Consider the following 25,259-nt stretch of genomic DNA (forward strand, 5'->3'; position numbering starts at 1 on the left):
TGCCGACGTGGTGCACGGGAGTCCTCCGGTTCGGTGGGGCAGGAGTTCGGTTCTGCACCTCCAGTCTTCCACCGGCTCGGGGCCCCGGGCCCCGTCGGCTCGACCTCCCCTCTCATAGTTTCAATTCATTTCCGAAATCCTCGTTCTGGGAACAGGTTGCGTCGCTCGTTCCTGGCGTTCCAATGGGCGTTCCCGCCCGATCGACGGGCAGTCCCGAGGGAAGGAGGGACGCGGGCCGTTCGCGGCGGACCGAATGCGCGGAACGAACCCAACGGATTCCGGAAAGATGAGTTCAGAGAACAGCTTGCGTCAACACGTCCCAGCGCACCGGAGCGCACGTCGCTCGTTCCTGGCGTTCCAATGGGCCTTCCCGCCCGATCGACGGGTAGTCCCGAGGGAAGGAGGGACGCGGGCCGTTCGCGGCGGACCGAATGCGCGGAACGAACCCAACGGATTCCGGAAAGATGAGTTCAGAGAACAGCTTGCGTCAACACGTCCCAGCGCACCGGAGCGCACCGGAGGACGTCCTCGACCCGGGCCGATCGTCCTGCGGGCGGGCTCGGTTCCCGAGGTGCTCGGTGCTCCGAGCGATCTCCCCCCGGCCGGGACGGGGGGCGATCGGTCCTCGGGGGGCCTCGACCGGCCGGGCTCCGGGCCCTCCTGGTCACCCCGGACGTTCTTGCTCCCCCGCGATCGCGACCGAACCTGGTTCGTTTCCAGGACCTTCGGAAGGGAATCGGGGGGTGATTCTTGAACGCAACACGTGAGTTGACAAGGGGGGGGCATCGGCTACAATCAGCACGTCACCGCGTTTCTCACGAGGGGAAAAGCGCAACTGGGTCGCGTGGGGCCCGACGCCTTGGAAGGCAATTCCGAGGGGGCGGGGCCTTTTCGCGCGCCCGAGAGGAGGGAGGCGGGCTCGCAGCGGGCCTCACAACGCTCCCCCCGGTGACTCCCGTCCCTGAACCGCACCATGTCCCGTCGCGCCGGGAACATCGCCCCCCACTTCGTCTCGGGGCGATCCCTTCCTTGGGACTTCGACACCCTCGATCAGACAGACCCGATGCGATCCCACTCCGGCGAAATCTGCATGGTTCCCGGCTCCTATGCCTTCGACGGTTACGTCGAGGACGGCGGACCGGTGGTGGACGGGCTGGCCCGCCGATTCCGAGTCGAACTCAGGCGTTTCGACGTCTTCCCCATGGCACCGGAGTCGTCCCGCCTCTGCTACTGGCGGCCCGTCTCGGGTCAGGAAGCGGTCGGGGCGGGGCCGATCGCGAGGGAACCGCGATGGCTCCTCGCTCCGGGGGGGCCAGCGGCCCGATCGGAACGAGCGCCCGGCCGGGGTCTGCCCCGGCCGGGACGGCCCGATCGGCCGCCGATGGGCCCCAGGGGGTGGGGACCTAGGATCGACCACCCCCCGGGGAGGCCGGGGCCCTAGGTGCAACCGGCCTCCGGGCACTCCGTGCACGCAAGCTTCGGGCCGAATCTCGCCGGTCCCGCGTTCGACGAGCCGGGGGTGCCCTGTTGTCCGGCATCCGGCCGGGGGATAGGCTAGGTCGGCCCCGGGCCGTTTCGCTGGCGGCACCTTGATCAGCCAGCCGGCCGCCCTCGGCCCGCCGCCTCGAGGAGGATGCCTCATGATCCTTGCCCTGCTCGCCGTCGGTCTGCTGACCGTCTCCCCTCCCCAGGACGACGCCCCGGCCGGGGGCACGCTCCAGGTCCGCCGCGTCTTCGGACCCGAGATCGAGACGGGCCCCTACAAGCACCCCGCCTGCCTGGAGGAACTCGACGGCGGCGACCTGTACCTCGTCTACTACGGCGGCGCCGGCGAGTACGCCACCGACACGGCCGTCTACGGCTCCCGCCTGGCGGTCGGCTCCGACTCCTGGACCTCCCCCGAGGTGATCGCCAAGGACCCGCTCCGCTCGGCCGGCAACGCCGTGATCTGGCAGGCCCCGGATGGCCTGGTCTGGCTCTTCTACGTCGTCCGCTTCGGCGAGACGTGGTCGACCTCCCGCATCCAGTTCAAGATCTCCCGGGACGGCGCCCGGACCTGGTCGGATGCCTCGGTCCTGGCCACCGAGCCGGGCATGATGGTCCGCAACCGGCCGATCGTGCTCGACGACGGCTCCTACCTGCTGCCCGCCTACCACGAGACGGGCGAGGACACCGAGTCGGTCGGACCCGACAGCACCTCCCTGTTCTTCCGGTTCGACCCGAAGGAGCCCTTCGCCGGCTGGGAGGAACTCGGCCGCATCCGGTCGGCGAAGGGGAACATCCAGCCGGCGCCGGTCCAGCTGGACGACGGACGCCTTGTCGCCTACTGCCGCCGGGGAGGCGGCTACGGCCCGACGACCGACGGCTACCTCGTCCGCTCCGAGTCGCTCGACCGCGGCCAGACGTGGTCTGAGGGGGTCGACTCTTCCTTCCCGAACCCGAACGCCGCGGTCGACTTCCTCAAGCTCCGCGGGGGCCATCTCCTGCTCGTTTACAACGACAGCATGAGCCGCCGCACCCCCCTGACCGCCGCCCTCTCCACCGACGGCGACCGCTCCTATCCCCACCGCCGCAACATCGTCTCCGGCGACGGCGACTTCGGCTACCCCATCGCCTTCCAGGCCCGAGACGGCCGCATCCACGTTGTCTTCACCTCGGATCGCCGATCTGTGGTCAATCACGCGATCTTCGATGAAGCGTGGGTCCGGGGCGAGGGCGAGGGCGAGGAGTGAGGGGGGATGCCCTTCCATCGAGTCAAGGGCGGATGGTTCCTCCCCGGGCCGCGCTCTGTTCTCGCACTCTGTTCTTTTTTATGTCTCTGATCTTCTGCGGATTCGGAGATGTTAACTCGTGCTTGGATCTCTCGGCCCGGCCGGTCGGGCGGGGCTGTCGGGAGGGAGCGTGAGGTCGCCGGCCTCGGGGTCGGGGAAGCGGGGGTCGATGCCGGGACGGCCGTCGCGCTCGGGGAGGGCCAGGCGAGGGCGGTGGCCGGGGTCGTCGAGGCACGACCAGACGTTCCGGGCCAGCTCGAAGGTCTCGGGGGCGGTGCCGGGGCCGATGTTGACGGGAAGGGCCAGTTCGTCGGATCGGTAGGCGATGATGTTGTCGGTGAACCGCCCGCCGCGGCAGGGGACGAAATCGGGGCCGGTGCTCTCCTGAAGGATGCGCAGGGCAAAGCGCCGGGGCCGGTAGAAGGTGCAGTGCCGGACGACGGCCCCATCGACGCCGACGAAGGCGACGCCAGCCGTCGAGCCGATGACGACGCAGTCCTCGACGGTCAGGTCCTTCGCCTCGAAGCCGGGATCCGCCGGTCGAAAGTAGGGCCGGCCGGTGCTGCCGCCGAGGTTCAGGGCGCGGTCGCCAGCGTCCTCGAAGCGGCAGCGGCGGACGATGACCCCCGAGGAGCCCCCCTTGGCCTGGACGCCGTTGCCCCCTCGGGCGCCGCCTTCTCGGAAGATGCAGCCCTCGATGGTGCCCTCGTGGCAGCCGACCATGTCGATGCCCGACCCTCCCGATCCCCAGCGCTCGACGGTGCACCCCTCGACGAGGAACGTATCGACGCCCGAGAGCTTGATTCCATCCCGATTCCCTTCCGGGCCGACGTCCCGGACCACGAGGCGGCGGAGCGAGATGTGATGGGCCGGGCTCGTGATCGAGCCGCCGTCGTCGATGTTCAGCCCGTTGCCCGAGGCCCCTTCGAACACCAGGTCGCGCAGCTCGACGTGGGCCGGGCCGATCAGGTGGAGACCGGAGCCGCCCCCTCGGATCACCGGAGGCCGCTCACGATCGGCGGCGGCGAGGACGATCGGCCGGCCAGGTTCGCCCCGCAGGCCCCGGATCGAGAGCCCTCCCTGGTAGTCTCCGGGGGCCAGGGCGACGGTCGTTCCCGGCCCGGCCGACTCGAGGGCGGCCCGCAGGCCGGCCGAGTCCGAGACGGTGGTGGTCCGGTCGTCGGCCGGGATGGACCCGACGACTGCCAGCAGGATGAGGACGGACGTACCGTTCATGGGAAGGGCTCCGTCGGGCCAGGAGGAGGCGGGTCAGCGGTCGGGCGTTGCCCCGGTCGCGGCGAACGCGGCGGCGAGGACGCGGCCGGTGGGGGTGTCGGCCCTGGCGACCTCCTCCGGGGGGCCCTCGGCGACGACCCGGCCGCCGTCCGAGCCGGCGCCGGGGCCGAGGTCGATGATCCAGTCGGCGCAGAGCATCAGCTCGGGGTTGTGCTCGACGACGATGAGCGAGTGGCCCAGGTCTGCCAGCGTGTTCAGGCAGTCGATCAGGGTGAGCACATCGGACGGGTGCAGGCCGGTGGTCGGCTCGTCGAGCAGGAACAGGGTGGCGGGCCGGGCCGACTTGCGGGTGGCCGAGGCGCCCGAGGTCGGCAGGTAGGAGGCGAGCTTCAGCCGCTGGGCCTCGCCGCCGGAGAGGGTGGACGCGGGCTGGCCGAGCCGGAGGTAGTCGAGGCCAACCTCCATCAGCGGGCGGAGCTTCTCCTGCACCTTCGGCCGGTTCTTGAAAAAGGCGAACGCCTCGCGGACGGTCAGGTCGAGCACCTCGGCGATGTTCTTGCCCCGGTAGGTGACCTCCAGCGTCTCGGCGCGGAAGCGGGTGCCCCGGCATTCGGGGCAGCGGACCATCACGTCGGTGAGGAACTGCATATCAATGATCTGATATCCGTTCCCCTCGCACGCCTCGCACCTCCCGCCGGAGACGTTAAAGCTGAACCGGCTGGGGCCGTAGTCGCGGAGCCTCGCCTCGTGGGTGCCGGCGAAGGCCCGGCGGATCTCGTCGAAGGCCTTGAGGTACGTCACCGGGTTCGACCGCGCCGACCGCCCGATCGGAGACTGGTCGACCAGCACCACGTCGTCGATCGCCCCGGTGCCGAGTAGCTCTCGGTGCGGCTCGGCCGGCTCGTGCCCCCCCTTCAGGCGGCGGAGTAGGGCGGGGTAGAGGGTCTGATCGACCAACGTGCTCTTGCCCGAACCGCTGACGCCGGTGACGACGCAGATGAGCCCGAGGGGAAACGAGACATCCACATCCTTGAGGTTGTGGCCGGAAGCCCCCTTGAGGGTGAGCGTCTCTCCCGAGGGCGGGCGCCGGCGGGCCGGCGGGACGACGCGGCGGCGTCGGGAGAGGAAGGCGCCGGTGGCCGACTCGGGGGCCAGGGCCACGCCCTCGGGGGGGCCGTCGTAGAGGATCCGGCCCCCGGCCGAGCCGGCGCCGGGCCCAACGTCGACGAGACGGTCGGCGGCCCGCATGATCGCCTCGTCGTGCTCGACGACGACCACGGCGTTGCCCCGATCCCGGAGGTCGAGCAGCGCGGCGGCCAGGCGGTCGATGTCGCTCGGGTGCAGGCCGATCGAGGGCTCGTCGAGCACGTAGAGCGTGTTCACCAGGCCCGACCCGAGCGCCCGGGTGAGGGCGACTCGCCTGGCCTCGCCTCCGGAGAGCGTGCGGGCCTGGCGGTCGAGCGTCAGGTAGTCCAGGCCGATCCGCCCGAGGTAGCCGAGCCGGGCGAGCACCGGGTCGATCGCCCGGCGGGCGACCTGGCCGGCGGCCGCCTCGGAGGCGGCGAAGGCGTCGAGCACGGCCCGGGCCTCGCCGATCGGCAGGGCGGCCAGCTCCGCGATGTTCCGACCGGCGACCTTCACGGCGAGCGCCTCGGGCCGAAGGCGGGCTCCCTGGCAGTCGGGGCAGGTGCGGTAGCCTCGCCATCGGCTGAGGAAGACCCGCACGTGCATCTTGTAGATCTTCCGCTCCAGCCAGGCGAAGAACCGGCGGAGCCCGAGGAATCCCTGCCGAGGCGCCCCCTCGACGATCGCCCGGACCTGCTCCGGCTCCAGGAACTTGAACGGCCGGTCGGTCGGGATGCCGAGCGCGGGGGCGACGCGCACCAGGTCGTCGAGGTGCTCGCGGTACTTCGGCGTTGTCCAGGGGGCGATGGCTCCCCCCTCGATCGACTTCGACGGGTCGGGGACGATCCGATCCATGTCCAGGTCGATCACCCGGCCGAACCCCTTGCACGACGGACAGGCGCCGATCGGGCTGTTCGAGCGGAACAGGCGAGGCTCGGGGGCCAGGTGCTCGGTGCCGCAGGAGGCGCAGCGCCAGCCGCGATAAAAGGTAAGGGTGTGCTCATCGGTGATGAGCCGGCAGCGGCCGAGGCCGCGGTCGAAGGCCGTCTCGATCGAGTCTCCCCGGCGGCCGGGATCCTCTCGGCCGCGGACGAGGCGGTCGACGATCACGTCGATGGCCGTCTCGCCGTCCGCCGGGGAGGGGATGGGGCCTTCCTCGATCGTCTCGACGCGATCGCCGGCTCGGACGCGGAGGAACCCCTCCTCGCGGAGCATGGCGGCCAGGGCGTCGCGATCGGTCTCGGGCCGGACCTCCATTGGGAAACCGATCTGATAGCGGGTGCCCCCGGGGAGGGCCTCGATCGCCGCGACCACCGATCCGGCGTCGGCCGGCCTCACCTCGGTCCCGCACTTCATGCACATCACCCGGCCCAGCCGGGCGTAGAGCACGGCGAGGTAGTCGTCCACCTCGGTGACGGAGCCGACCGTGCTGCGGCTCGACCGCCGGCCCTGGCGCTGGGAGACGGCGATGGCGGGGGGGAGATTCTCGATGCGGTCGGCCTCGGGCTTGTCGAGGGTTTCGAGGAACTGGCGGGCGTAGGGGGAGAAGGTCTCGACGTAGCGGCGCTGGCCCTCGGCATAGAGGGTGTCGAAGGCGAGCGAGCTCTTGCCCGAGCCGCTGACGCCGGTGAAGACGATCAGCTCGTCGCGGGGAAGATCGAGGTCCACCCCCTTGAGGTTGTGGACCCGGACGCCCCGCAGCCGCATCGGGCCGGCCTCGGCGAGTGATCGGGAGGGCGGGGCGGTCATCGTGCCTCCGGGGAAGGGGGGCGTCGCTCGACGGTCGCTCGGCGGGAGGATTCCCTCCGAGGATACCATCGGGGGCCGGCTCGAGTCTCGACGGACGGCGATCGGCCGGGCGGGGGGACGCCCGGCCGATCCCGGGATCGGTCTCGGAGTCGAGAGCCGGATCAGCCCTGGGGCCCGCCGAGGCCGGGGAGGCCCAGGCCGGGAGGGAGGCCGCCGTGGGGGTCGGAGCCGATGGCGCCGGGGGAGGAAGCGGGAGAGGAGTCCGTTTCGCGGTCGGACTTGAGGAAGGCGTCTCGGGGAAGGGCGACCTTGCGGAAGTCGTCGCCGGGGACGACGTAGTACCAACTGGCGAACTGGCGGTTCAGCTCCGCGACCTTCTCCTTGCCCTCGGTGATCTTCCGCTGACGGGCGTCCTCCTTGCGCTTGGCCTCCTCGGCACGCTTCGTCTCGGCCTCGACGCGGGCGGGGTCGTCGGGGGCTCGAGCGAAGACGTCGTCGGGCAACTGGTCGGAGTCGGTGTCGGAATCGTCCTCCTCCGGGGGCAGGAAGGACTCGTCGAAGGCGACGGAGACGATGAGGTAGCGGCCCTCGGTCTGGTCGGGCGCGTCCTCCTCGGCGGAATCGTCCCCGGAGCTGGCCTCGCCCTCCCCCTCGCTCGCTCCGTCCTCGGCCTCGGCGGACTCGTCCTGATCCTCGCCGACGCCGGCGGTGAGCTCATCGCCGGAGGCGAGGGTGATCTCGCCGAAGCGGAGCGTGTAGACGATCCCCTCGTCGGTCGCGAGGGCGAGGCTGCCCTCATTGGAGAGCAGGTCCCCCTGCTGGGTGGGGTAGAAGCCCTTGCTGACGAGTGATCGGAGGATGGCGTTGCGATTGGTGGGCAGGGGGCGGACGCCGACGATCTTGAGGTTGTCGACGGCTCGGATCACGTCGCCGACCTTGGTCGAGTCGACCTCCTCGCCGGGGCCGAGGCCCTCCATCGTCCATTGGTTCGAGGTGGAACCTGTGCTTGAGTCATCATCCGACTTGACCTTGGAGATGACAAGCGGGTCGCCAGGGCGGACGACGAAGGCGCCGTCGGGGGTGCGCTCGTCGGGGTTGATCTTTCGGGTGTCGTAGGTCAGGCGGACGGTGTCGGCGGTGGTGACGTCGAGCAGGTCGGTGTCGATCCAGTCGGAGAACTTGGTGGTGAGATCCAGATCGACCTTGGCGGCGTAGGTGCGGTTTTTGCCGGGGATGCGGACGTAGCGGAGGCCGTCGCGGTCGGGGACGGGCTTGCCGAGGATCAGGTCGGCCAGGGGCTCGCCGCCGGGAGCGGCGCGGAGGGTGATGCGGGTGCCCCGGCCCTGGAGCGAGGTGGTGGACTCGTCCATCGGGTCGAGGACGCCGAGTTCCTCGTGGTCGCTGTTGCGGTCGGAGCGGATGGAATCCTTGGAGAGTTCGGCCACCTGGGCGGCCAGGCGGGCCATGCGGTCCTGAGCGTTGGCCGGGTAGTCGTGGTGTGAGGGGATGGTCCACTCGCCGTCCCGGAATTCGACCTGGAAGGGGCGGACTTCGGCGGTGTCCTCGTCGTAGGAGACGACCTCGAGGACCTTGGCGGCCAGCGGGTCGGCGTCGATCTTCTTGGCGAAGTCGGGGAAGAAGGGCTGGCCCTGGTCGTCGAAACCGGTGCCGGGTCCTCGCCAGTCGGGCAGCCAGGTCGCCAGTGAGGCGGCGGCCAGCAGCACCAGGGCGACGCCGGCGAAGGCGAGCGTCTTGGCGGTCTCGTTCATGGCGGTTGGCTCTCTCGGGAGGAGGCGGTGGGCGGTCGGCGGTCGGCAGAGGGACGGTGAGCGGAACGCAGAGGAGAGGGGCCGTCGGGGCCCCTGCTCGATTCCGGTCTGCCTGTTGCCTGCTGCCGACCTCAGAGGATGGCTCAGGCCAGCCGGGTCGGGGTGGCTCCCCGGTTCTCTCGGCGGGAGCGGACGATGGCGACGACGATGCCGAGGATCAGCGCCGGCAGGGGGGGGATGATGGCGGCCGCGAGGCGGACCCGGCCGCGGATGGCGCGGATCTGCCGTTCCTTGGCGGCGAAGCTCTCCTCGATCTTGCGGCGCTTGGCGTCCTCGATGTTTGCCTCGGCCACGGTGAGCCGGCGCTGCTCGACCTCGCGGACCTGGGCGAGCATGACCTGCTTGGTGCGATCGTCCAGCTCCTCGTTGGCCTCGATCTTGGCGATCTTCTCATCCATGCGGGCTCGGGCGGCATCGAGCTGCTCGTTGGCCTCCTTCTCGGCCTCGGCCTCCTGCTCCAGACGCTCGGCCTCGAAGGCGCGGTCGCGCTCCTCCAGCAGGGTGAGGGTGCGATGCCGCCGGCGTTGCTTGCGCAGGTCGATGAACGAATCATCGCCCACGAGTGAGTCGACGGCATTGAGCACGAAGGTCACGTTGTCGAACTCGAATTCCTCGCTCCCGGACTGGCGGAGCTGGAAGAATCCGTCGGAGATCAGGTCGAGGTCCATGACCACGAGGGCGTGAATCCCTCGGGCCTCGGCCTTCTTCTCTTCGCCCTCGCCCTCGCCCTCGCCATCCGCGTCCTCATCCTCGTCGGTGGTGGCCGGGGCGTCGCCCTCGATGCGGGCGGCCAGGGTGTAGTCCTGTCCGGTGGCGATGTGGACGGCGCGGTCGGGGTCGATGTCGATGCCGAAGAAGCCTGGGGTGGTCAGGCTCTCGAAGCGGACGATGCCGCCTTCCTCGTTGGTGCGGAGCAGGGGGGTGAAATCCGGCCCGCCGCCGACGCGGGGCCGGACGTAGCCGCCGAAGAGGACGATCAGCTCCTGGAGGCCGGAGGTGATCGGGTCCTTCGGGTTGAAGGCGTCGGGAGCGCCGCTGGAGGGGGAGATGAACACGTATTCGGGGGGCAGCTCGGTGAACTTCGGGTGCGGGTTGTAGGGGTTCCAGACGATCTCGGTCTGGGGCCATTCGATGCCGAGGAGCTCGAGCAGCGGGGTCAGGTCCCCCTTCGGCTCGGGCGGCGGGCCGCCGCCGAACATGCCGCCGGGCTGCTCCTTGGGCTGGGTGGGGGCGAGGTTCATCTGCGGGGAGCGGTCGAACTGTGGCAGCGGGTCCATGAACAGCAGGGTCGGTCCGCCGGACTGGACGTAGGCCACGAGGTTGTCGATCTGAGGCTGGGTCAGGCTGGAGGGCTGCGGGACAATCAGGGCATCAAGGTCGGCGGGGATCTCCGAGTCGGCCGAGACGCTCGTCACCTCGTATTGCTTGCGCAGTTCGGTGACGACCTGCCATTCGCGGTTCTGGGCCATCGATCGGAAGTCGAAGCGGCCGAGCATACCGACATCGGTGTCGAGGATGCCGACCTTGCGGCGGCCGGCGCCGGCGACGGTGCGAATGGAGCGGGTCAGCTCGTACTCGACGGGCAGGCCGCGGTCAAAGAAGGGGATGACGACCTGTTCGGGGCCGCTGGTGAAGGCGACGCCCATGAGAATCTCGTCGAAGCCCTGACGGCCCTCGCTGGCGGTGAAGACGTTGCGGGGGGCGATGCCGTACTGCTGCTCGGCGCGGCGGGCCTCCTCGCTGAAGCGCTCGGCCTCGACGAGGTTGAGCTGGATCTTCTGGCCGCCGAGGGCGTCGAACTCCTTGAGCAGGCCGACGAGGTTCTGCTTGGCCTCGACGTACTCGCGGGGCACTTCGGGGCTGAAGAACGCCTCGATGAACACGGGGCGGTCGCTGGGGAGGTTCTTGATGAGCGATCGGGATTCATCCGAGAGCGTGTTCAGCCGTTCGGCGCTCAGGTCCGGCCTCCAGCCGGCTCGGGCGACGAGCGTCTGGAGGCTGAGCACGGCGACAATCACGGCGAGGATCCGCACCAGCGCGTGCCCCCACAGCCCGGAGCTCTTCTCGCCGCCGGCCCAGTGCCGCCGGCCGACGAGGGCGACGTTGACGTAGAGCATCGCCGCGGCCAGGCCGATGAAGTAGCACACGCCGGAGATCGGCACCACGCCCCGGCCGAACTCGCGGAACTGCGCCGGCACGGAGGCGGCCTCGATCGCCCTCGCCCCCTCGGTGCTCGAGAGGCCGCCGAGCAGCTCGGCGAAGACCGGCACGGCGCAGAAGAGCGCCCCGAGGATGAACGCCACCGTCACGTTGCCCGAGAGCAGGGAGGCGACCATCCCCAGCGCCAGCAGCATCCCGCCCATCAGCCAGTAGCCGAGGAAGGTTGAGAGCAGGACGCCCAGGTCGGGCCGGCCGAGCCAGGCGAGCACCAGCGTCAAGCCGAAGGCGAGGAAGCCCAGCGCCGCGGTGTAAATGCCCAGCGCGGCGAGGTACTTGCCGAGCACCACTTCCAGGTCCCGGGCCGGCAGGGTGAGCAGCAGCTCCTCGGTTCCCTGGCGGCGTTCGTCGGCCCAGACGCTCATGGTGATCGCCGGGATGAACAGCAGCAGCAGGTAGGGCATCAGCTCGTTGAGCTGGCCGAGGGTGGCCAGGTTGTTGGCGAAGAAGGCCTCGGGCCAGAAGGCGGCCACGGAGCTGGTGGCGATGAACAGGACGATGAACACGTAGCCGGCGACGTTGGTGAAGTACCGCGCCAGGTCGCGCCGGCAGATAGCCCCGACGACAAACGGCCGCAGCACGGGCCGGGAGGCGGCCCCGCCGAGCCGCTTGGGGGCGGTCGTCCGGGTCGAAGCGTTCTCGATCGTCGTCACCGTTGCGGTCCCCGCATCAGAGGTGTTCGGATGATGATCGATGGCGAGTCGTTGATGCTGATGGCCGGGCCGTTCCCCGGCTCACGCCGGCTGGGCGGTGAGCTGGTAGAATTTCTCCTCCAGGGAGGAGACGCCCTGGCGCATGGCGTCGGGGGCGCCGTCGAAGACGAGGCGACCGTCGTGGATGAACAGGACGCGGTCGGCGACCGCCTCGACCTCCTGGAGGATGTGGGTCGAGACGAGGATCGTCTTCGAGCGGCCGAGCTCTCGGATGAGCTGGCGGACCCCCTTGATCTGGTTCGGGTCGAGGCCGGAGGTGGGCTCGTCCATGATCAGCACGTCGGGGTCGTGCAGCAGCGCCTGGGCCATCGACACGCGCTGGCGGTAGCCCTTGGAGAGCTTGGCGATGGGCTTGTAGGCGACGCTCGACAGCGAGCAGAGGCCGACGACCGCGTCGATCCGGGTGTTGAGTTCGGAGGCCCCCATGCCCCGGGCTCGGCCGAAGAACTCGAGGATGGCCATTGGGGTCATGTCGGGGTAGAGCGGGCCGTTCTCCGGTAGATAGCCGAGGCGTTCGGCGGCGGCGATGCGGTCAGCCTGCACGTCGATGCCGGCGATCAGGGCCTGGCCGTGGGTCGGGGCGATGAAGCCGGTGAGCAGCCGCATGGTGGTCGTCTTGCCGGCACCGTTGGGGCCGAGGAAGGCGACGACCTGCCCCTGGGGGACCTGGAAGCTCACGTCCCGCACCGCCAGGAAGGAGCCGAACTGCTTGGTGAGGCCGCGGGCCTCGATCATCACGGGGGTGGTCATGATGCCAAAGCCATCCTGAATGCGATGCCGAGGGATTGGCCGGCCGGGGGCCGGGCCTCGATCGGTCGGGAGGGGAGTGCTCGCCGGCGTCGGCCTCGATCTTCCGGCCGGCGCTCGCGGGGGCGGACAGGGGCCGCACGCGCCCCCGGCGGGTCCGAGCGGCTCGCTCCGCTCGCGATCCGCACATCTTAGTCGTCACCCCTCGCTCCCCGCAACGGCGCGGGGCGCGCTCGCGCCCCGTCCCGAGGCGGGCCGATATGGGAGGCTACGACCTGATCGGGCCGGAGGTTCGCCCCGTTTCGTGCCGACAATCGAGGGATGTCGGCCGGGCAGCCGAGGTGGCGCCGTCTCGATGCTCGAAGGGCCGACGGGCGGCATGGCCGGGGCACGAGGCCTCGATCCGCCCGGCCTCGGGAAGGGAGGGGGACCGGCTGCGGTCCTGGGCCCGGCGCCGGTCGCCAAGCGTCCCGGTCAGGCCAGCAGGCGGTAGATGATCGCCCCGGCGGCTCCGGCCGAGGCGACCGCGACCGCTCGGAGGCGGTTGGTGTAGTAGCCCTTGGTCGCCTCATCGGCCCGGATGTAGAGGGAGAGGATCGCCAGGCAGGAGAGCAAAAAGCCGCCGAGGCCGACGAGCAGCGCCGAGCGGCGGGCGCCGACCTCCTGCCGGTAGGCCTGGATGATCGCTTCCCGATGACCGGGGGTCAGGTTGGCTCGCATCGCGGCGACGTAGAGCAGGTCGGGCAGGTCCAGCTCGGGGTCGTTGGCCACCGGGCCGAGGGTGCTCTGGAGGTTGACAAGCACGGGCTCGATGTGGCGGTCGAGGACCAGGGCGTCGATCAGCCCGGCTGGGGGCGTCCAGCCCTCGGGCACCTCCGGGGCGAGCCAGGAGGCGACGGCTCGCTCCAGCTCGGCTCGGGCGTCGGCCAGGGCCCGCTCCTGGGAGTAGGACCGCCGGCCCTTGGCCGCGATCGGCCCGCCGGCGCCGGCCTCGGCGTCGCCGAGCGGGACGATGCCGCCCTCGGGGGCGGCGGCGAACCAGTCGGGGGCCGCCGGCGCGGGCGGCGGGGCGGCACCCCGGTCGGAGTCCTGGGCCGGGCTCGGGGTCGAGGAGCCGGCGAGCAGGCCGAAGGCCAGGGCGATGCTCAGGGCGATCCGGTTCATCGTGGGACGGTCCTTGCCGATGCCGATGCCGAACTCCGGCCACCGTTGCGTGACGGGGAGGCGGCCGGAAGGGACGGGGCGACTGGGGGCGTTGCGATCCGCCCGGGTGTTCATCTGATCAGAAAGGGATTCGCTCGGTCAGGGAGATGCTTGGCCGGAATCCTCCGGATCGCGGCGGCCGAGCTGCGACTTGATCAAGCCGCCTGCGACCGTCGAACGCGGGCGAAGCGGGCCGCCTGCTCGCTGCGAGGGCTGATCAGTTGCAGGGTGATCGCCATCAGGACCAGCGACGCCGGCGCCCAGGGCAGCGGCGCCGGGGTCAGGTTGCCGAAGAGGATGCCGACCACGCCGGCCCAGAAGACCGGGGCGATCCGGACCCGGCTCTGGCGGTCTCGGGCCGTGGTGCGGCACCACGGGCCCAGGGCGAAGGCCAGGCCATAAAACAAGGGCAGCCCCAGCGCCTGCAGGCGGCCCGCGTCATCCCGGACCAGCTCGCTGACGAGCTGGCCGACCGGCGCGCCCTCCGCATACCAGGAGACGGAGGCCAGGTCGAAGTTTGTCCAGCCGAGGACCACGGTCGTCAGCGCCCCGAAGGCCAGGCCGACGGCCCCGAGCGTGAAGCGGCGGGTGGTCGAGTCGACCTGCCTTCCCTCCCAGAACTTGGTTGGCACGAGCAAGCTCCAGGCGCCGATCAGGGCGGTCCCGAGCAGGACGGCGACCTCGGCCCCCAGCGGCTCGAACTCCCGGTCCCCCAGCAGGGCCGCGGCGATGACCGCCAGGGCCGCCGCCACGGGGGCGGCGACGAGCATCGAGGTGGTCGCCTCGGCCAGCCGGATCCGGGCCGGGGGCAGCGGCGGCGGGGTCGGTGGCGGGCCGCTCGGGGAGGCGCGTCGGGCCGTCGCCGTCGCTGCCGCCGATGCCGGGGCGGGGCGGCGGGCGGAGGCCTGGCGGATGGGAGGCCTCGGGTTCGAGGGGCGCCGGGCCTGGCGGTTGGCCCGGGGGCGGAGCCAGCCTCGGACGCCGGGGCGCCGGGGGGGCATGGTGTCGGGCCCGATGTAGAGGACCGAGTCCTCCTCGCCGATGTGCAGGATCTCCTCCTCCTCCCGCATCGATTTCGCCTTCGGCTTCGGCTCCGGCTCGGGGCCAGGGGTCGGCACCGGAGGAGGGGCGGGGGAGGCGGGGCTGGATTTGCCGTCGCCGATGAAGCGGACGTCGAGGGGCCGGGGCGCGTCCTGGGGGACGAGCAGTTCGAAGGCGCTCTGCGGCCGACGGGCTGGGTCCTTGGCGAGGGCCCGGGAGACGATCTCGCGGTAGGGCTCGGCCAGCGGGGAGAGGTCGGGCCGCGAGGTCAGGTGCTTCATCAGGACCTCGTGCGGCGTCTCCCCCTCGAACGGGACGCGCCCGGTGAGCATCTCGTAGAGGATCACGCCGATGGCGTAGATGTCGATCGGCTTCTGGTACTTGCCGGTCGAGATCTCGGGCGCCATGTAGTGGCAGGTGCCGACGGAGGCCGAGTGCCCCGCCTCGGCGCTGTTGGCGATGAACTTCGAGAGGCCGTAGTCGCCGATCTTGACCGTCCCCTCCTCGAGGAAGAGGTTGGCCGGCTTGAGGTCCCGGTGGACGATGCCGTGGTCGTGCAGGTAGGCGACGCCGTCGACCAGCCCCTTGAGCCACATGCGGACCTCGTGCGGCGGCAGGCCGTCGGGGTGCCGCTCGAGGATCTGGGCGAGGCTGGGTCCCGACACATACTCCATGACGACGAAGGTGTCTGCCTCCTCCGTCGTCTTCATGTCGAAGATGGTGATCAGGTGGGGGCTCTTGAGGTTCATGCACTGCTGCACGCCGCGCTTCTCGATCTCGACGTTGCGCAGCAGGAGCTTCAGCGCGACCTCCTTGCCGGCGTCGGAGACGGCGTAGTACACCTCGCCGAAGCCTCCTCGGCCGATGGCCCGCTTGATGGTGTAGCCGTCCAGGGGGCGATCGCCGGAGCCGAAGTAGTAGCGCTCGCCGGGGCGCCCGCCGCCGGAGGGGGAGGTGTGCTCGCGCTCGGGGCTCGGCATCGGGGCGTGCTCCTCGGCGAGGGGCCCGTCCCCATCGGAATCCGGCCGGGGGTGGCCGGCCACCGGGTAGACGATCGTCTCGTCCATCGGGGCGCCGGGCTTGGGTCGGGCCAGGGGGTTCATTGGGGAAAGACTCCGTCGGCGGGGGTTCGGTTCGGGCTCCGGCCGGTCGCTCCCGTCCATCATAACGGCGACCGGGGGTCAGGCGGTGGCCGATCCCCGGGGATCAACCGGCTCGAGGCTGAAGGAGAACCCCTCGCCCTTCACGGCGGAGGACAGCGAGAGTGGCGCCCGGGAGAGCGCCGGCTTGCCGTCGACCTCGAAGCTGCCGGGGCAGCGGCACCAGAGGGCGTCGGCCTGCCGGAAGAGAACGACCGGCTGCTTCAGCCGGCCCGCGGCCACGTGGCACTGCCGGGTCGGCCCGATCAGGCACGACTGGGCCATCAGCAGCACGCCGTCGACGGCCATCGGCAACCGATGGCGGCTCAGCAGCCGGAGCGTGGCGGTGGAGGTCACGGGGCTGGGCCGGCGGAACTCCAGCTCGACGTTCGAGCCCAGGCGAATCACGTCGCCGTCCCGCAGCGGGGCCGAGGAGACGGGCCGGCCGTTGACGAACGTCGGGTGCAGGGCCCGGAGCGTGTAGTGCTCACCCTCCCGGGAGAGGACGGCGTGTCTTCGGGACAGGTCGGCCAGCAACGGGACGTCGGCGGCGCTGTCGGGGCCGGCTCGGCCGAGGGTGACCTCGTCGTCCAGGCAGACCAGATACCCGCCAATGGCGTCGGCCCAGAGCAGAAACCGGCCGTGCGGCCCGCCGTGCTTCGACCTCGGTCGGGCGATCGCCGGCTGCGCCCGGGGCAGGGGCGGGGCCGGAGCCGGCCCCCGCTCGGTCACGGCCGTGGTCGACTCGTCGAGGAACAGGATCTCGCCGTTGCCGGCGTTCGAGGGCGGCCGGGGGGGAAGGGTGGGGACCTGGGGGCCGATGGCGCCGATCTGCTGCCAGGCCCGGCTGCGGGCTTGCCGGGCGGCGGGGTGGTCGGGCACGGTCGCCAGCAGGTCCTCGGCGGCGGCGAGGATCGCCGGCCAGGCGTCGGGCGAGTCGGAGAGGGTCCGGTAGAAGCGGTCGGCCTTCGAGGCGGCGGCCTGCTGCCGGGACTCCAGCTCTCGGCGGGCGGCGGCCAGGCCCTCGGCGGCCGAGTCGCCGGCCAGGCGGGAGGCCCGATCGAGCAGCTCGCTGGCCAGGCCGAACTCGCCGCGGCGGGCCTCGACGCGCGAGGACTTCCAGGCCTCGGCCGCCTCCCGGAGGCGGCGGAGGCCGGCGCCGCCGACCTTGCGCTGGGCCAGCGCGTCGATGCGGTCGACCACCCGATCCGGCTCGCCAGCGGCGAGATCCGTCCGCAGGTCCGCAAGGACCAGGTCGGCCAGTCGCGATCGGGCGGCGGCCAGCACGTCGGGGGCGGCGCCGAAGGACTCGGCGGCGTCGAGGTCGCCCAGGGCGCCGTCGAGGTCGTCGGCCTCCGCGCGCCGGGAGGCGCGCCGGACCAACTCCAGGGTCCACTTCCCTCGCAGTTGCACGGCCTGCCGGTGGTCAGCCACGTCGGCGCGGGCGGCCAGCGCGAGCGCCTCGTCGAGGCGACCGGCCTTGGCCGACTCCTCGGCCTGCTTCAAGACGACTCGCCAGTGTCCCAACATGGTGGAGTTGCCGCCCTGGTTGACGTTGCCCATGGGGATATCCGCCTCCGCGGCGTCCTGCCGGCCGCGTCCGAGATCGGCTGGTCGATCCGGTGCCCGGGCCGGCCCGACGTTCATCCGCCGCCGCTCGACCTTTGGCCGATCGCCCCGCCGTGTGATGGGATCCGTCTCGTCGGTTTCCCCCGCATCCCTGGGTTATTCGCCGGCCTCGCCAGCGCATTGACGGGAATGGCTGTGTTTCTTCCTGCCCCATCGGCGGGAGTCCGTCGGTGATCGCTCGCCACGTTCAAGGAGGAAACCGATCGACCCCTCCCTCCTCCTCCGCGACCTCGCGTGCCGGCTCCTCGCCGGACGGGAGCTCGGCGACGAGGGACACAACCATGACGACCAGTTCCGTCCCTTGCCAGAATGATCAACGGCCCGAGGACGAAGACGACGCCGGCGGCGAGCCAGCCGGGGCCGGACGCGGCCAGATCGCGGCAGCCGCCCGCGTTGGCCCGAGCCGGGCAGGCCTCACCATCGGAGTTCTCCGTCCGAGCCGATCCGATCCGAGCCGGGTCCGGGCCGATCGTGGCCGAGGAGGGCGCAGGCCTGGGCCCGCCCTCCCCGAAGATGGGGAGGGCGGGCCGGATGCGGGCGAAGGCCGAGGGATTCTCAACGACCGGGGCCGGTCAGGTGGCCGGAGAGGCCTCGGGGGCCGTCCCCTCCAGCTCCAGGCCCTCGAGGGCCGCCTCGACCTCGGAGGAGATGTCGCGGTCCGGGGCGACCTCGACCTTGATGCCCTGCTCGATGTAGCGGCCCTCGAGCTCGGCCTTGCGGGCCAGGACGTCGAGCTCCCGGTCCAGCTCCTCGATGGTCTTCTTCGCCTGCGACAGCGGGGTGGTGTCGAAGGTGAACTCGTTGCTGGCCTGCTCGGCCCGGAGCTGCTCGTGGCGGCTCTCGATGGCCTCGATCTTGGCCGACAGCGCCTTCTTCTGGGCGGCCATCTCCTCCAGGGCCCGCTGGATGGCGTGCATCTGCTCGACCCGGGCCTTGAGCGTCTGCTCCAGGCTGCCGACGGTCTCCTTGCACCGGTGGAAGGTGTCGAGGCGGCGGGCCAGGTCGGCCTCCAGCTCCTCAGCGGTGTAGGTCACGCCGCTGGTCAACTGCAGGCGGCCGCTCTCCAGCCCCTCTTTCAGCGCCAGCATCTCCTGCCCCTGCGCCTTCAGGTTCGCCTTGGCGACGGCGATCTGCTCCTCCAGCCGGCCGACCTCGTACTCGGCCCGGGCGAGCTTCTCGATGTGCTCGCTGATCGCCGGATCGAGGGCGGCGACCTGCTGCCGGGCCTCATCCAGCTTGTACTCGAAGGGCATCTGCGACTGGGCCAGCGCCCGGGCCTGCTCGACGGCCGTCCGGGCGTGATACTTCGCCGAGGTGCCGAACAGCAGGCTCAGGACCGCGACTCCCAGGCCGGCCCCGACGACCGCTTTCTTGACTGTCTTGCACATCTTCGCGTCTCCTCGTAGATTCCCGAAACCCTCGGCAATCGCTTGCTTGGATTGATCAGCCGTCCGGCCCTTGGGTGGCGTTGCCTCGGGGGGCCGATCGACCGCTCTACCAGGAATTCGGTCCTCACGTCGGATTATTCGGGGATCGGGGCCCGGGCCATCGGATCCGCTCAGGATTCCCCACCGTGATCTTCGCCCCGATCCCGGCCGGCCGCAATCGAAATTCGGACGGGATCACGGGGCGAGGTCAAACCGCACCCCTTGCGCCAGCGGCAGGGTGCCGCCGAAGTTGACGGTGCAGGTCTGGCGTCTCATGTAGGCCTTCCAGGCGTCGGAGCCGGCCTCCCGGCCTCCCCCGGTGGCCTTTTCGCCGCCGAAGGCGCCGCCGATCTCGGCGCCGGAGGTGCCGATGTTGACGTTGGCGATGCCGCAATCGGACCCCTCGGGCGAGAGGAACCGCTCGGCCTCCCTCAGATCGTCCGTAACGATCGCGGAAGAAAGGCCTTCGGCCACGTCGTTGTGCAGGGCGATCGCTTCGTCCAGGTCCGAATAGGTCATCGCGAAGAGGATGGGAGCGAACGTCTCCTTGCGGACGATCGGCATGCCGGGATTGGCCCGGATCAGGGTCGGCTCGACGAAGTACCCCGGCCGGTCGAGCCGGTTGCCGCCGCAGACGACCTCGCCCCCCTGGGCCTTCGCCTGCTCGATCGCGTCGAGCATGCTGGCGACCGCCTGCTCGCTGATCAACGGGCCGACGAGCACGTCGTCCTCCCACGGGTCGCCGACCCGGAGGCTCCGATAGGCCGAGGCGAGGCGGTCGAGGAAGCCGTCGGCGATGGACTCATGGATGATGAGCCGCCGGAGGGTGGTGCACCGCTGCCCCGCGGTGCCGACGGCGGCGAAGACCACCGCGCGCAAGGCGAGATCCAGGTTGGCCTTCGGCGAGACGATGATCCCGTTGTTCCCGCCCAGCTCCAGCAGGCTGCGCCCCAGCCTCGCGGCCACGACCGGAGCGATCGCCCGGCCCATCGGCACGCTGCCGGTGGCCGAGATCAGCGGGAGCCGATCGTCTTCGGCCATCCTCCGGCCGAGGTCCGCCCCGCCGACGCAGAGGCCGAAGACGCCGTCGATCCCCATTCCCTCGACCGCCCGGTTGACCAGGCGCTGCACGGCCACGCTCGTCAGCGGTGCCAGCGGCGAGGGTTTCCAGACCATGCTGTCGCCGCAGACCGCCGCCACCATCGCGTTCCACGACCACACGGCCACCGGGAAGTTGAACGCCGAGATGATCCCGACCGGCCCGATCGGGTGCCACTGCTCGAACATTCGGTGCCCGGGACGCTCGCTGGCGATCGTCAGGCCGTAGAGCTGCCGGGAGAGGCCGACGGCGAAGTCGGCCATGTCGATCATCTCCTGGACCTCTCCCAGGCCCTCGGATCGGATCTTGCCGACTTCCAGGGTGACGAGCATCCCGAGGTCGTCCTTGTGCTCCCGAAGCGCCTGGCCGATCCGGCGGACGGCCTCTCCCCGCCGCGGGGCGGGCAGGGTGCGCCAGCGTTTGAAGGCGGCGACGGCGCGGTCGGCGACGGCGTCGTAATCGGCGATCGAGCCGCCGACGACCGTGGCGATCGGCTCTCCCGTACTCGGGTTGATCGAGACGATCTCCTCGCCCCCCGGCGGATCCGACCAGGGGCCGGAGCAGACGCCGGGGTGTCGGTCCCTCAGACCAAGGCGTTCCAGCAGCTCGTCGAACATCCGGGCCATCCTCCCCTCGCCACGTTCCGGGCAAGTCGCCCCCGATCGCGATCAAGGCTCCTCGATCGGCCCCCATAGTACTCCCGTCCAGGTCCGGCCGGGCAGACCGGCTCAGGAGGCCGGCTCGTCCTGCGTCGGGACGGCATCGACCGGGACGGCGAGGAGTTTCTCGGCGGTTGCCATGAGTGCGCTCCTTCCCTCCGCGTGATCGATCCAACGGGGCTGACCTTCCTTGGTGTTGTCGATTGGATCGACGCAAGCCGGGCCGGGGCGCGGGTGGCCCGGCCGGGGGAGGTGGGATAGACTCGGAGCCAACGCCCGGCCTTCCGCTCGAGCCGGGCTCTCTCTCCAAATCGGAGCCGGAAGACCGATGCGACTCATCGCGACCGTCGCGGCCCTGATGGCGACCCTCAGCGCGGTTCCGGGCCTGGCGACCGCTCAGGATCTGGTCGCCACGACCGACCCGAAGACGCCCGAGGAGGAGCTCGCGGCGCTGAAGCTGCCTCCCGGCTTCGAGATCCAGCTCGTCGCCTCGGAGCCGGACATCTACAAGCCGATGAACCTCGCCTTCGACGAGCGGGGGAGGCTCTGGGTCACCTCGTCGCTCGAGTACCCCTTTCCTCCCGAGGACGGCCGGCCCGGCCGCGACCGCGTCACGATCCTCGGCGATTTCGGCCCCGACGGCCGGGCGCGGTCGGTGACGCAGTTCGCCGAGGATCTGACGATCCCGATTGGCCTGCTTCCCCTCTCGGCCACAGAAGCGCTGGTGCACAGCATCCCCGAGATCCTCCGCCTGACCGACACCGACGGCGACGGCAAGGCCGACCGGCGCGAGGTGGTGCTGAAGCACTACGGCTTCCGGGACACGCACGGCATGACCAACGCCTTCACCCTGGGCTTCGACGGCTGGGTCTACGCCTGCCACGGCTTCTCGAACACGTCGACGGTGGAGGCGGGCAACGGCGGGTCGATCACGATGCAGTCGGGCAACACGTACCGATTCCGACCCGACGGCTCGGCGATCGAACAGTGGACCTGGGGGCAGGTGAACCCGTTCGGCCTGACCCTGGACGCGCTCGGCGACCTCTGGTCGAGCGATTGCCACACCATGCCCATCTACCTGCTCCTCCGGGGGGCCTACTACCCGAGCTTCGGCAAGCCTCACGACGGCCTCGGCTTCGGCCCGAGCATGATGGAGCACCAGCACGGCTCGACCGGCATCGCCGGCATTGTCCGCTACCAGGCCGACCACTTCCCCGAGCCCTGGCGCGACACCATCTTCATCGGCAACCCCGTCACCTCCCGGGTCAACCACGACCGGATCGAATGGGTCGGCTCGACCCCAAAGGCGATCGAGCAGCCCGACTTCATTGTCAGCGACGACCCCTGGTTCCGGCCGGTCGATCTGGAGCTGGGGCCTGACGGGGCGCTCTACATTGCCGACTTCTACAATCGCATCATCGGCCATTATGAGGTGCCGTTGACCCATCCCGGCCGGGACCGCGATCGAGGCCGGATCTGGCGCGTCGTCTACGTCGGCGAGGACGGCTCGAATCCTCCTCCCGAAATGCCCCGGCCGGACTGGGCCGCGGCGAGCGTGGCCGAGCTGGTCGATGACCTCGACCACCCGAACCTCGCCGTCCGCCTGCGGGCGACGCACGAGCTGGTCGGCCGGGGGCCGGGCGAGGAGGTCGCCGGGGCCCTGCTGGCGGCGATGGAGGCGGGGTCGTCGGCCGAGGCTCGGGTGCATGCCCTCTGGGCGCTGGAGCGTCTTGGCACGCTGCCGGCCGACCGGCTGGCGGCGAGCGTCGTCGACCCGGATCGGGCCGTCCGCGTCCATGCGATGCGGCTGCTGGCCGAGCGATCGGCCTGGGACGCCGGCCCTCGCGATTACGCCCTGATCGGCCTGAAGGACGCCGACCCCTTCGTCCGACGAGCGGCTGCCGATGCCCTTGGCCGGCATCCCGAGGCCGGGCTGATCCTTCCGCTGCTCGAAGCCCGGCAGGCCGCCGAGCCGGCCGACTCGCACCTTGTCCACGTGATCCGGATGGCCCTGCGCGACCAGCTCCGCTCCCCCTCTTCCTGGGAGAGCCTGCCCGAATCGATGAGCGACGCGGACCGGGGGGCGATCGCCGACGTGGCCCTCGGCGTCCCGACGGCCGAGGCGGCCGGCTTCCTGCTCGATTACCTCCGGACCGCCCCTGGAGCGCCGGAGGATGCGAGCCGGTTCGTTGAGCATGTGGCCCGCTATGGCGCCGAGGGATCGCAGGCCGAGGCCCGGTCGTTCGCTCGATCGGCCTCCGAGGGCGACCTCCGCCGCGGCCTCGATCTGCTGCGGGCGATCCACCGAGGCCTCCAGGCCCGGGGGGCCTCCCCGGACGAGGAGACGGTCGGCTGGGCGGTCGAGCTGGCCCGGGCGCTGCTCGGCTCGGCCGAGGACCGGGACCGGGTCGACGCGGTCGACCTGATCGGCTCCTTCCGGCTGAGGCCGCTGGTGGCCGACCTCGACGCCCTGCTCGCCGACCCGGGGGGGCCGGAGGCGGCCCGGCTCGCGGCGATCGACGCGAGGGCGGCGATCGACCCGAGCGGGTCGGTGCCGCCGCTCTCGGCGCTGCTGGGCTCGGCCGTCGAGCCGGCGGCGATCCGGGACCGAGCCGCCGAGGCGCTCGGCCGGCTCAGCCGGCCGGAGTCGCAGGCGAGCCTGTTGGACACCCTGGCGATCGCGCCGAGCCGCCTCCAGCGGACGATCGCCGTGGCGCTGTCGGCCACCGAGGCGGGGGCCGAGGCGCTGCTGGAGGCGGTCGAGGCCGGCAAGGCCCCGGCCGCCTTGCTCCGGGAGCCCGGGGTGCAAATCCGCATGACCAACATCGGGATCCCGGCGATGGTCTCGCGCATCGAGGCCCTCACCGAGGGATTGCCGCCGGCCGACGAGGCGCTCCGGCAGCAGGTCGATGATCGCCTGGCCCGGTTCTCCTCCCTGGAGCAGGCTCCCGACGTCGAGCTTGGCCGCGCCGTCTTCTTCGAGCACTGCGCCTCCTGCCACAAGATCGGCGACGAGGGGGCCCAGGTCGGCCCCCAGCTCGACGGCGTGGGCGTCCGGGGGCCGCTCCGGCTGATGGAGGACATCCTCAACCCGAATCTCAACGTCGACCAGGCCTTCCGCGCCACCACCCTCGCCCTGGTCGACGGCCGAGTCCTGACCGGCCTGCTGCTGGCCGAGGAGGGGGACGTGCTGGTGCTGGCTGACGCCGAGGGGAAGTCGCAGCGCATCCCCGCCGCCGACGTCGAGGAGCGCACCACCGCCCCCCTGTCCCCCATGCCCGCCAACTTCGGCGAGCGCATTCCCGAAGACGAGTTCGATCGGCTCATCGCCTACCTGCTCGAGCAGCGGGCCGGCGACGACTGAGCCGCCAGGGCCGATGACCGAGGGCGGGGGGGCTCACGACCGACCGGATGCCCGGGACTCCCCCGCGACGGCCCTCCGACCTCAGCCGGCGTATCTCCGCCTTGCCTCCTTCCGTCATCAGCGAGTCGCCTCGCCCGGAGCTCCTCCCATGCCCCCGTTCCCCCGGATCGGCCGGTTCGCCCCGCTGCTGGTTGCCTTGCTGGCGCCGATGACCGCCCGGGGGGCGGAGCCCGATCCCTTGCCCAAGGCCGACGGCTACCGCGGCATCTGGTACTTCAACCAGCCGTCGGGAGACGCTTACAAATACAAGTACAGCGGCGGGTTCGCGACATATCCGCAGCAGCACATCCCGATCGCCGTCCACTCGGAGGAGGCGAACACCACCTTCTTCGTCTTCGGCGGGCGGCCCGCCGGGGAGAACCGGCTGCTCATGATGGTCGGGGCCTTCGACCACGACACCGGCACCGTCCCCCGGCCGACGATCCTGCTCGACAAGCAGACCACCGATGCGCACGACAACCCCGTGCTCGCCCTCGACGGCGACGGCCACCTCTGGGTCTTCTCCAACGCCCACGGCACCGGCCGCCCGGCGTTCATCCACCGCAGCGTTCGGCCGTTCGACCTCGATGCCTTCGAGCTGATCGACGAGACCAATTTCTCCTACGGCCAGCCCTGGCACCTGGGCGACGACGGCTTCCTGTTCCTCCACACCCGCTATCGGAGCGGGCGCCGCATGCTCCACTGGATGACCGCCGCCGACGGCCGATCCTGGTCCGATCCCCTCCCGCTGGCCGCGATGGAGCTGGGCCACTATCAGGTGAGCTGGCCGAGGGGGAGGACGGTCGGCACCGCGTTCAACTACCACCCGGAGCCCGTCGGCCTGAACGCCCGGACGAACCTTTACTACGTGCAAACCTCCGACCTCGGCCGCTCCTGGACGACCGCCGAGGGCACCCCGGTCGTTCCCCCGCTGACCGAGCCCGACCATCCGAGCCTCGTCCGCGACTTCCAATCCGAAGGGCTGCTCGTCTACCTGAAGGATCTCCAGTTCGACGCCGAGGGACGCCCCGTCATCCTCTTCCTCACCAGCCGGGGCTATGCCTCCGGCCCGGAGAACGGCCCCCGCACCTGGCAGACGGCGCAGTGGACCGGATCGTCCTGGCGGATCCGCCCGGTGACGACCTCGGGTGTGACCGACGAATGATGTGGTTCGCGGCCCCTCCGGACTCGCTTACGCCGCCACCGGGTATCCCTCCCGGCTGAGCCTGCCCCAGAACTGCTCCCAGCGACCCGTCGTGTACGTCAACGCTC

13 protein-coding genes are annotated in these 25,259 nt (G+C 71.0%); 3 read left to right on the top strand and 10 right to left on the bottom strand.

Annotation, left to right across the window (positions count from 1 at the left end; genetic code table 11):
- Positions 1-1,640: 1,640 nt before the first annotated feature.
- A complete protein-coding gene (locus tag TsocGM_RS23870; RefSeq protein ID WP_126727975.1) occupies positions 1,641-2,732 on the top strand; it encodes a sialidase family protein in 1,092 nt (363 codons plus the stop codon).
- A 111-nt stretch (positions 2,733-2,843) separates the two neighbouring features.
- Here the strand turns inward: TsocGM_RS23870 and TsocGM_RS23875 are convergent, their stop codons facing one another.
- The 10 genes from TsocGM_RS23875 to amaB form a co-directional block, all read right to left on the bottom strand.
- Positions 2,844-4,007, bottom strand: a complete 1,164-nt coding sequence (locus TsocGM_RS23875; RefSeq protein ID WP_126727977.1) for a right-handed parallel beta-helix repeat-containing protein — start codon at positions 4,005-4,007, stop codon at positions 2,844-2,846.
- A gap of 33 nt (positions 4,008-4,040) precedes the next feature.
- Positions 4,041-6,881, bottom strand: coding sequence for an excinuclease ABC subunit UvrA (gene uvrA, locus TsocGM_RS23880; RefSeq protein ID WP_199756892.1), 2,841 nt, complete (start codon positions 6,879-6,881; stop codon positions 4,041-4,043).
- 161 nt (positions 6,882-7,042) lie between these two features.
- Positions 7,043-8,650 (bottom strand): DUF4340 domain-containing protein, encoded by a 1,608-nt coding sequence (locus TsocGM_RS23885; protein WP_126727979.1) that lies wholly within the window; start codon positions 8,648-8,650, stop codon positions 7,043-7,045.
- Positions 8,651-8,793: 143 nt separating this feature from the next.
- On the bottom strand, positions 8,794-11,580 hold the full coding sequence (locus tag TsocGM_RS23890) for a Gldg family protein (RefSeq protein WP_126727980.1): 2,787 nt from the start codon (positions 11,578-11,580) through the stop codon (positions 8,794-8,796).
- Positions 11,581-11,661: 81 nt separating this feature from the next.
- The gene (locus TsocGM_RS23895; protein WP_126727982.1) at positions 11,662-12,390 is read right to left on the bottom strand and encodes an ABC transporter ATP-binding protein; all 729 of its coding nucleotides are present in this window, start codon (positions 12,388-12,390) and stop codon (positions 11,662-11,664) included.
- Between the two features lie 471 nt (positions 12,391-12,861).
- Positions 12,862-13,551, bottom strand: a complete 690-nt coding sequence (locus TsocGM_RS23900) for a hypothetical protein (protein ID WP_126727984.1) — start codon at positions 13,549-13,551, stop codon at positions 12,862-12,864.
- A gap of 194 nt (positions 13,552-13,745) precedes the next feature.
- Positions 13,746-15,734 carry a serine/threonine-protein kinase gene (locus tag TsocGM_RS23905; protein WP_158633740.1) on the bottom strand — a complete coding sequence of 663 codons (1,989 nt, stop codon included), beginning with the start codon at positions 15,732-15,734 and terminating at the stop codon, positions 13,746-13,748.
- A gap of 78 nt (positions 15,735-15,812) precedes the next feature.
- The gene (locus TsocGM_RS23910) at positions 15,813-17,333 is read right to left on the bottom strand and encodes an FHA domain-containing protein (RefSeq protein WP_126727988.1); all 1,521 of its coding nucleotides are present in this window, start codon (positions 17,331-17,333) and stop codon (positions 15,813-15,815) included.
- A gap of 638 nt (positions 17,334-17,971) precedes the next feature.
- Positions 17,972-18,787: a coiled-coil domain-containing protein gene (locus TsocGM_RS23915; RefSeq protein ID WP_126727990.1), complete on the bottom strand. Its 816-nt coding sequence runs from the start codon at positions 18,785-18,787 to the stop codon at positions 17,972-17,974.
- A gap of 234 nt (positions 18,788-19,021) precedes the next feature.
- On the bottom strand, positions 19,022-20,542 hold the full coding sequence (gene amaB / locus TsocGM_RS23920) for an L-piperidine-6-carboxylate dehydrogenase (RefSeq protein WP_126727992.1): 1,521 nt from the start codon (positions 20,540-20,542) through the stop codon (positions 19,022-19,024).
- A gap of 370 nt (positions 20,543-20,912) precedes the next feature.
- Between amaB and TsocGM_RS23925 the strand changes: the two genes are divergently transcribed.
- Positions 20,913-23,948 (top strand): PVC-type heme-binding CxxCH protein, encoded by a 3,036-nt coding sequence (locus tag TsocGM_RS23925; protein ID WP_233579160.1) that lies wholly within the window; start codon positions 20,913-20,915, stop codon positions 23,946-23,948.
- Between the two features lie 148 nt (positions 23,949-24,096).
- Entirely contained in the window at positions 24,097-25,152 is a 1,056-nt protein-coding gene (locus TsocGM_RS23930) for a BNR-4 repeat-containing protein (RefSeq protein ID WP_126727994.1), read from the top strand.
- The last annotated feature ends 107 nt before the right edge of the window (positions 25,153-25,259 follow it).

Source organism: Tautonia sociabilis (assembly GCF_003977685.1).
GTDB classification, from domain to species: domain Bacteria; phylum Planctomycetota; class Planctomycetia; order Isosphaerales; family Isosphaeraceae; genus Tautonia; species Tautonia sociabilis.

Coding starts and splice junctions, on each gene's coding strand:
- TsocGM_RS23870 (WP_126727975.1), top strand. CDS start 1,641: ATGATCCTTGCCCTGCTCGCCGTCGGTCTGCTGACCGTCTCCCCTCCC.
- TsocGM_RS23875 (WP_126727977.1), bottom strand. CDS start 4,007: ATGAACGGTACGTCCGTCCTCATCCTGCTGGCAGTCGTCGGGTCCATC.
- uvrA (WP_199756892.1), bottom strand. CDS start 6,881: ATGACCGCCCCGCCCTCCCGATCACTCGCCGAGGCCGGCCCGATGCGG.
- TsocGM_RS23885 (WP_126727979.1), bottom strand. CDS start 8,650: ATGAACGAGACCGCCAAGACGCTCGCCTTCGCCGGCGTCGCCCTGGTG.
- TsocGM_RS23895 (WP_126727982.1), bottom strand. CDS start 12,390: ATGACCACCCCCGTGATGATCGAGGCCCGCGGCCTCACCAAGCAGTTC.
- TsocGM_RS23900 (WP_126727984.1), bottom strand. CDS start 13,551: ATGAACCGGATCGCCCTGAGCATCGCCCTGGCCTTCGGCCTGCTCGCC.
- TsocGM_RS23905 (WP_158633740.1), bottom strand. CDS start 15,734: ATGAACCCCCTGGCCCGACCCAAGCCCGGCGCCCCGATGGACGAGACG.
- TsocGM_RS23910 (WP_126727988.1), bottom strand. CDS start 17,333: ATGGGCAACGTCAACCAGGGCGGCAACTCCACCATGTTGGGACACTGG.
- TsocGM_RS23915 (WP_126727990.1), bottom strand. CDS start 18,787: ATGTGCAAGACAGTCAAGAAAGCGGTCGTCGGGGCCGGCCTGGGAGTC.
- amaB (WP_126727992.1), bottom strand. CDS start 20,542: ATGTTCGACGAGCTGCTGGAACGCCTTGGTCTGAGGGACCGACACCCC.
- TsocGM_RS23925 (WP_233579160.1), top strand. CDS start 20,913: ATGCGACTCATCGCGACCGTCGCGGCCCTGATGGCGACCCTCAGCGCG.
- TsocGM_RS23930 (WP_126727994.1), top strand. CDS start 24,097: ATGCCCCCGTTCCCCCGGATCGGCCGGTTCGCCCCGCTGCTGGTTGCC.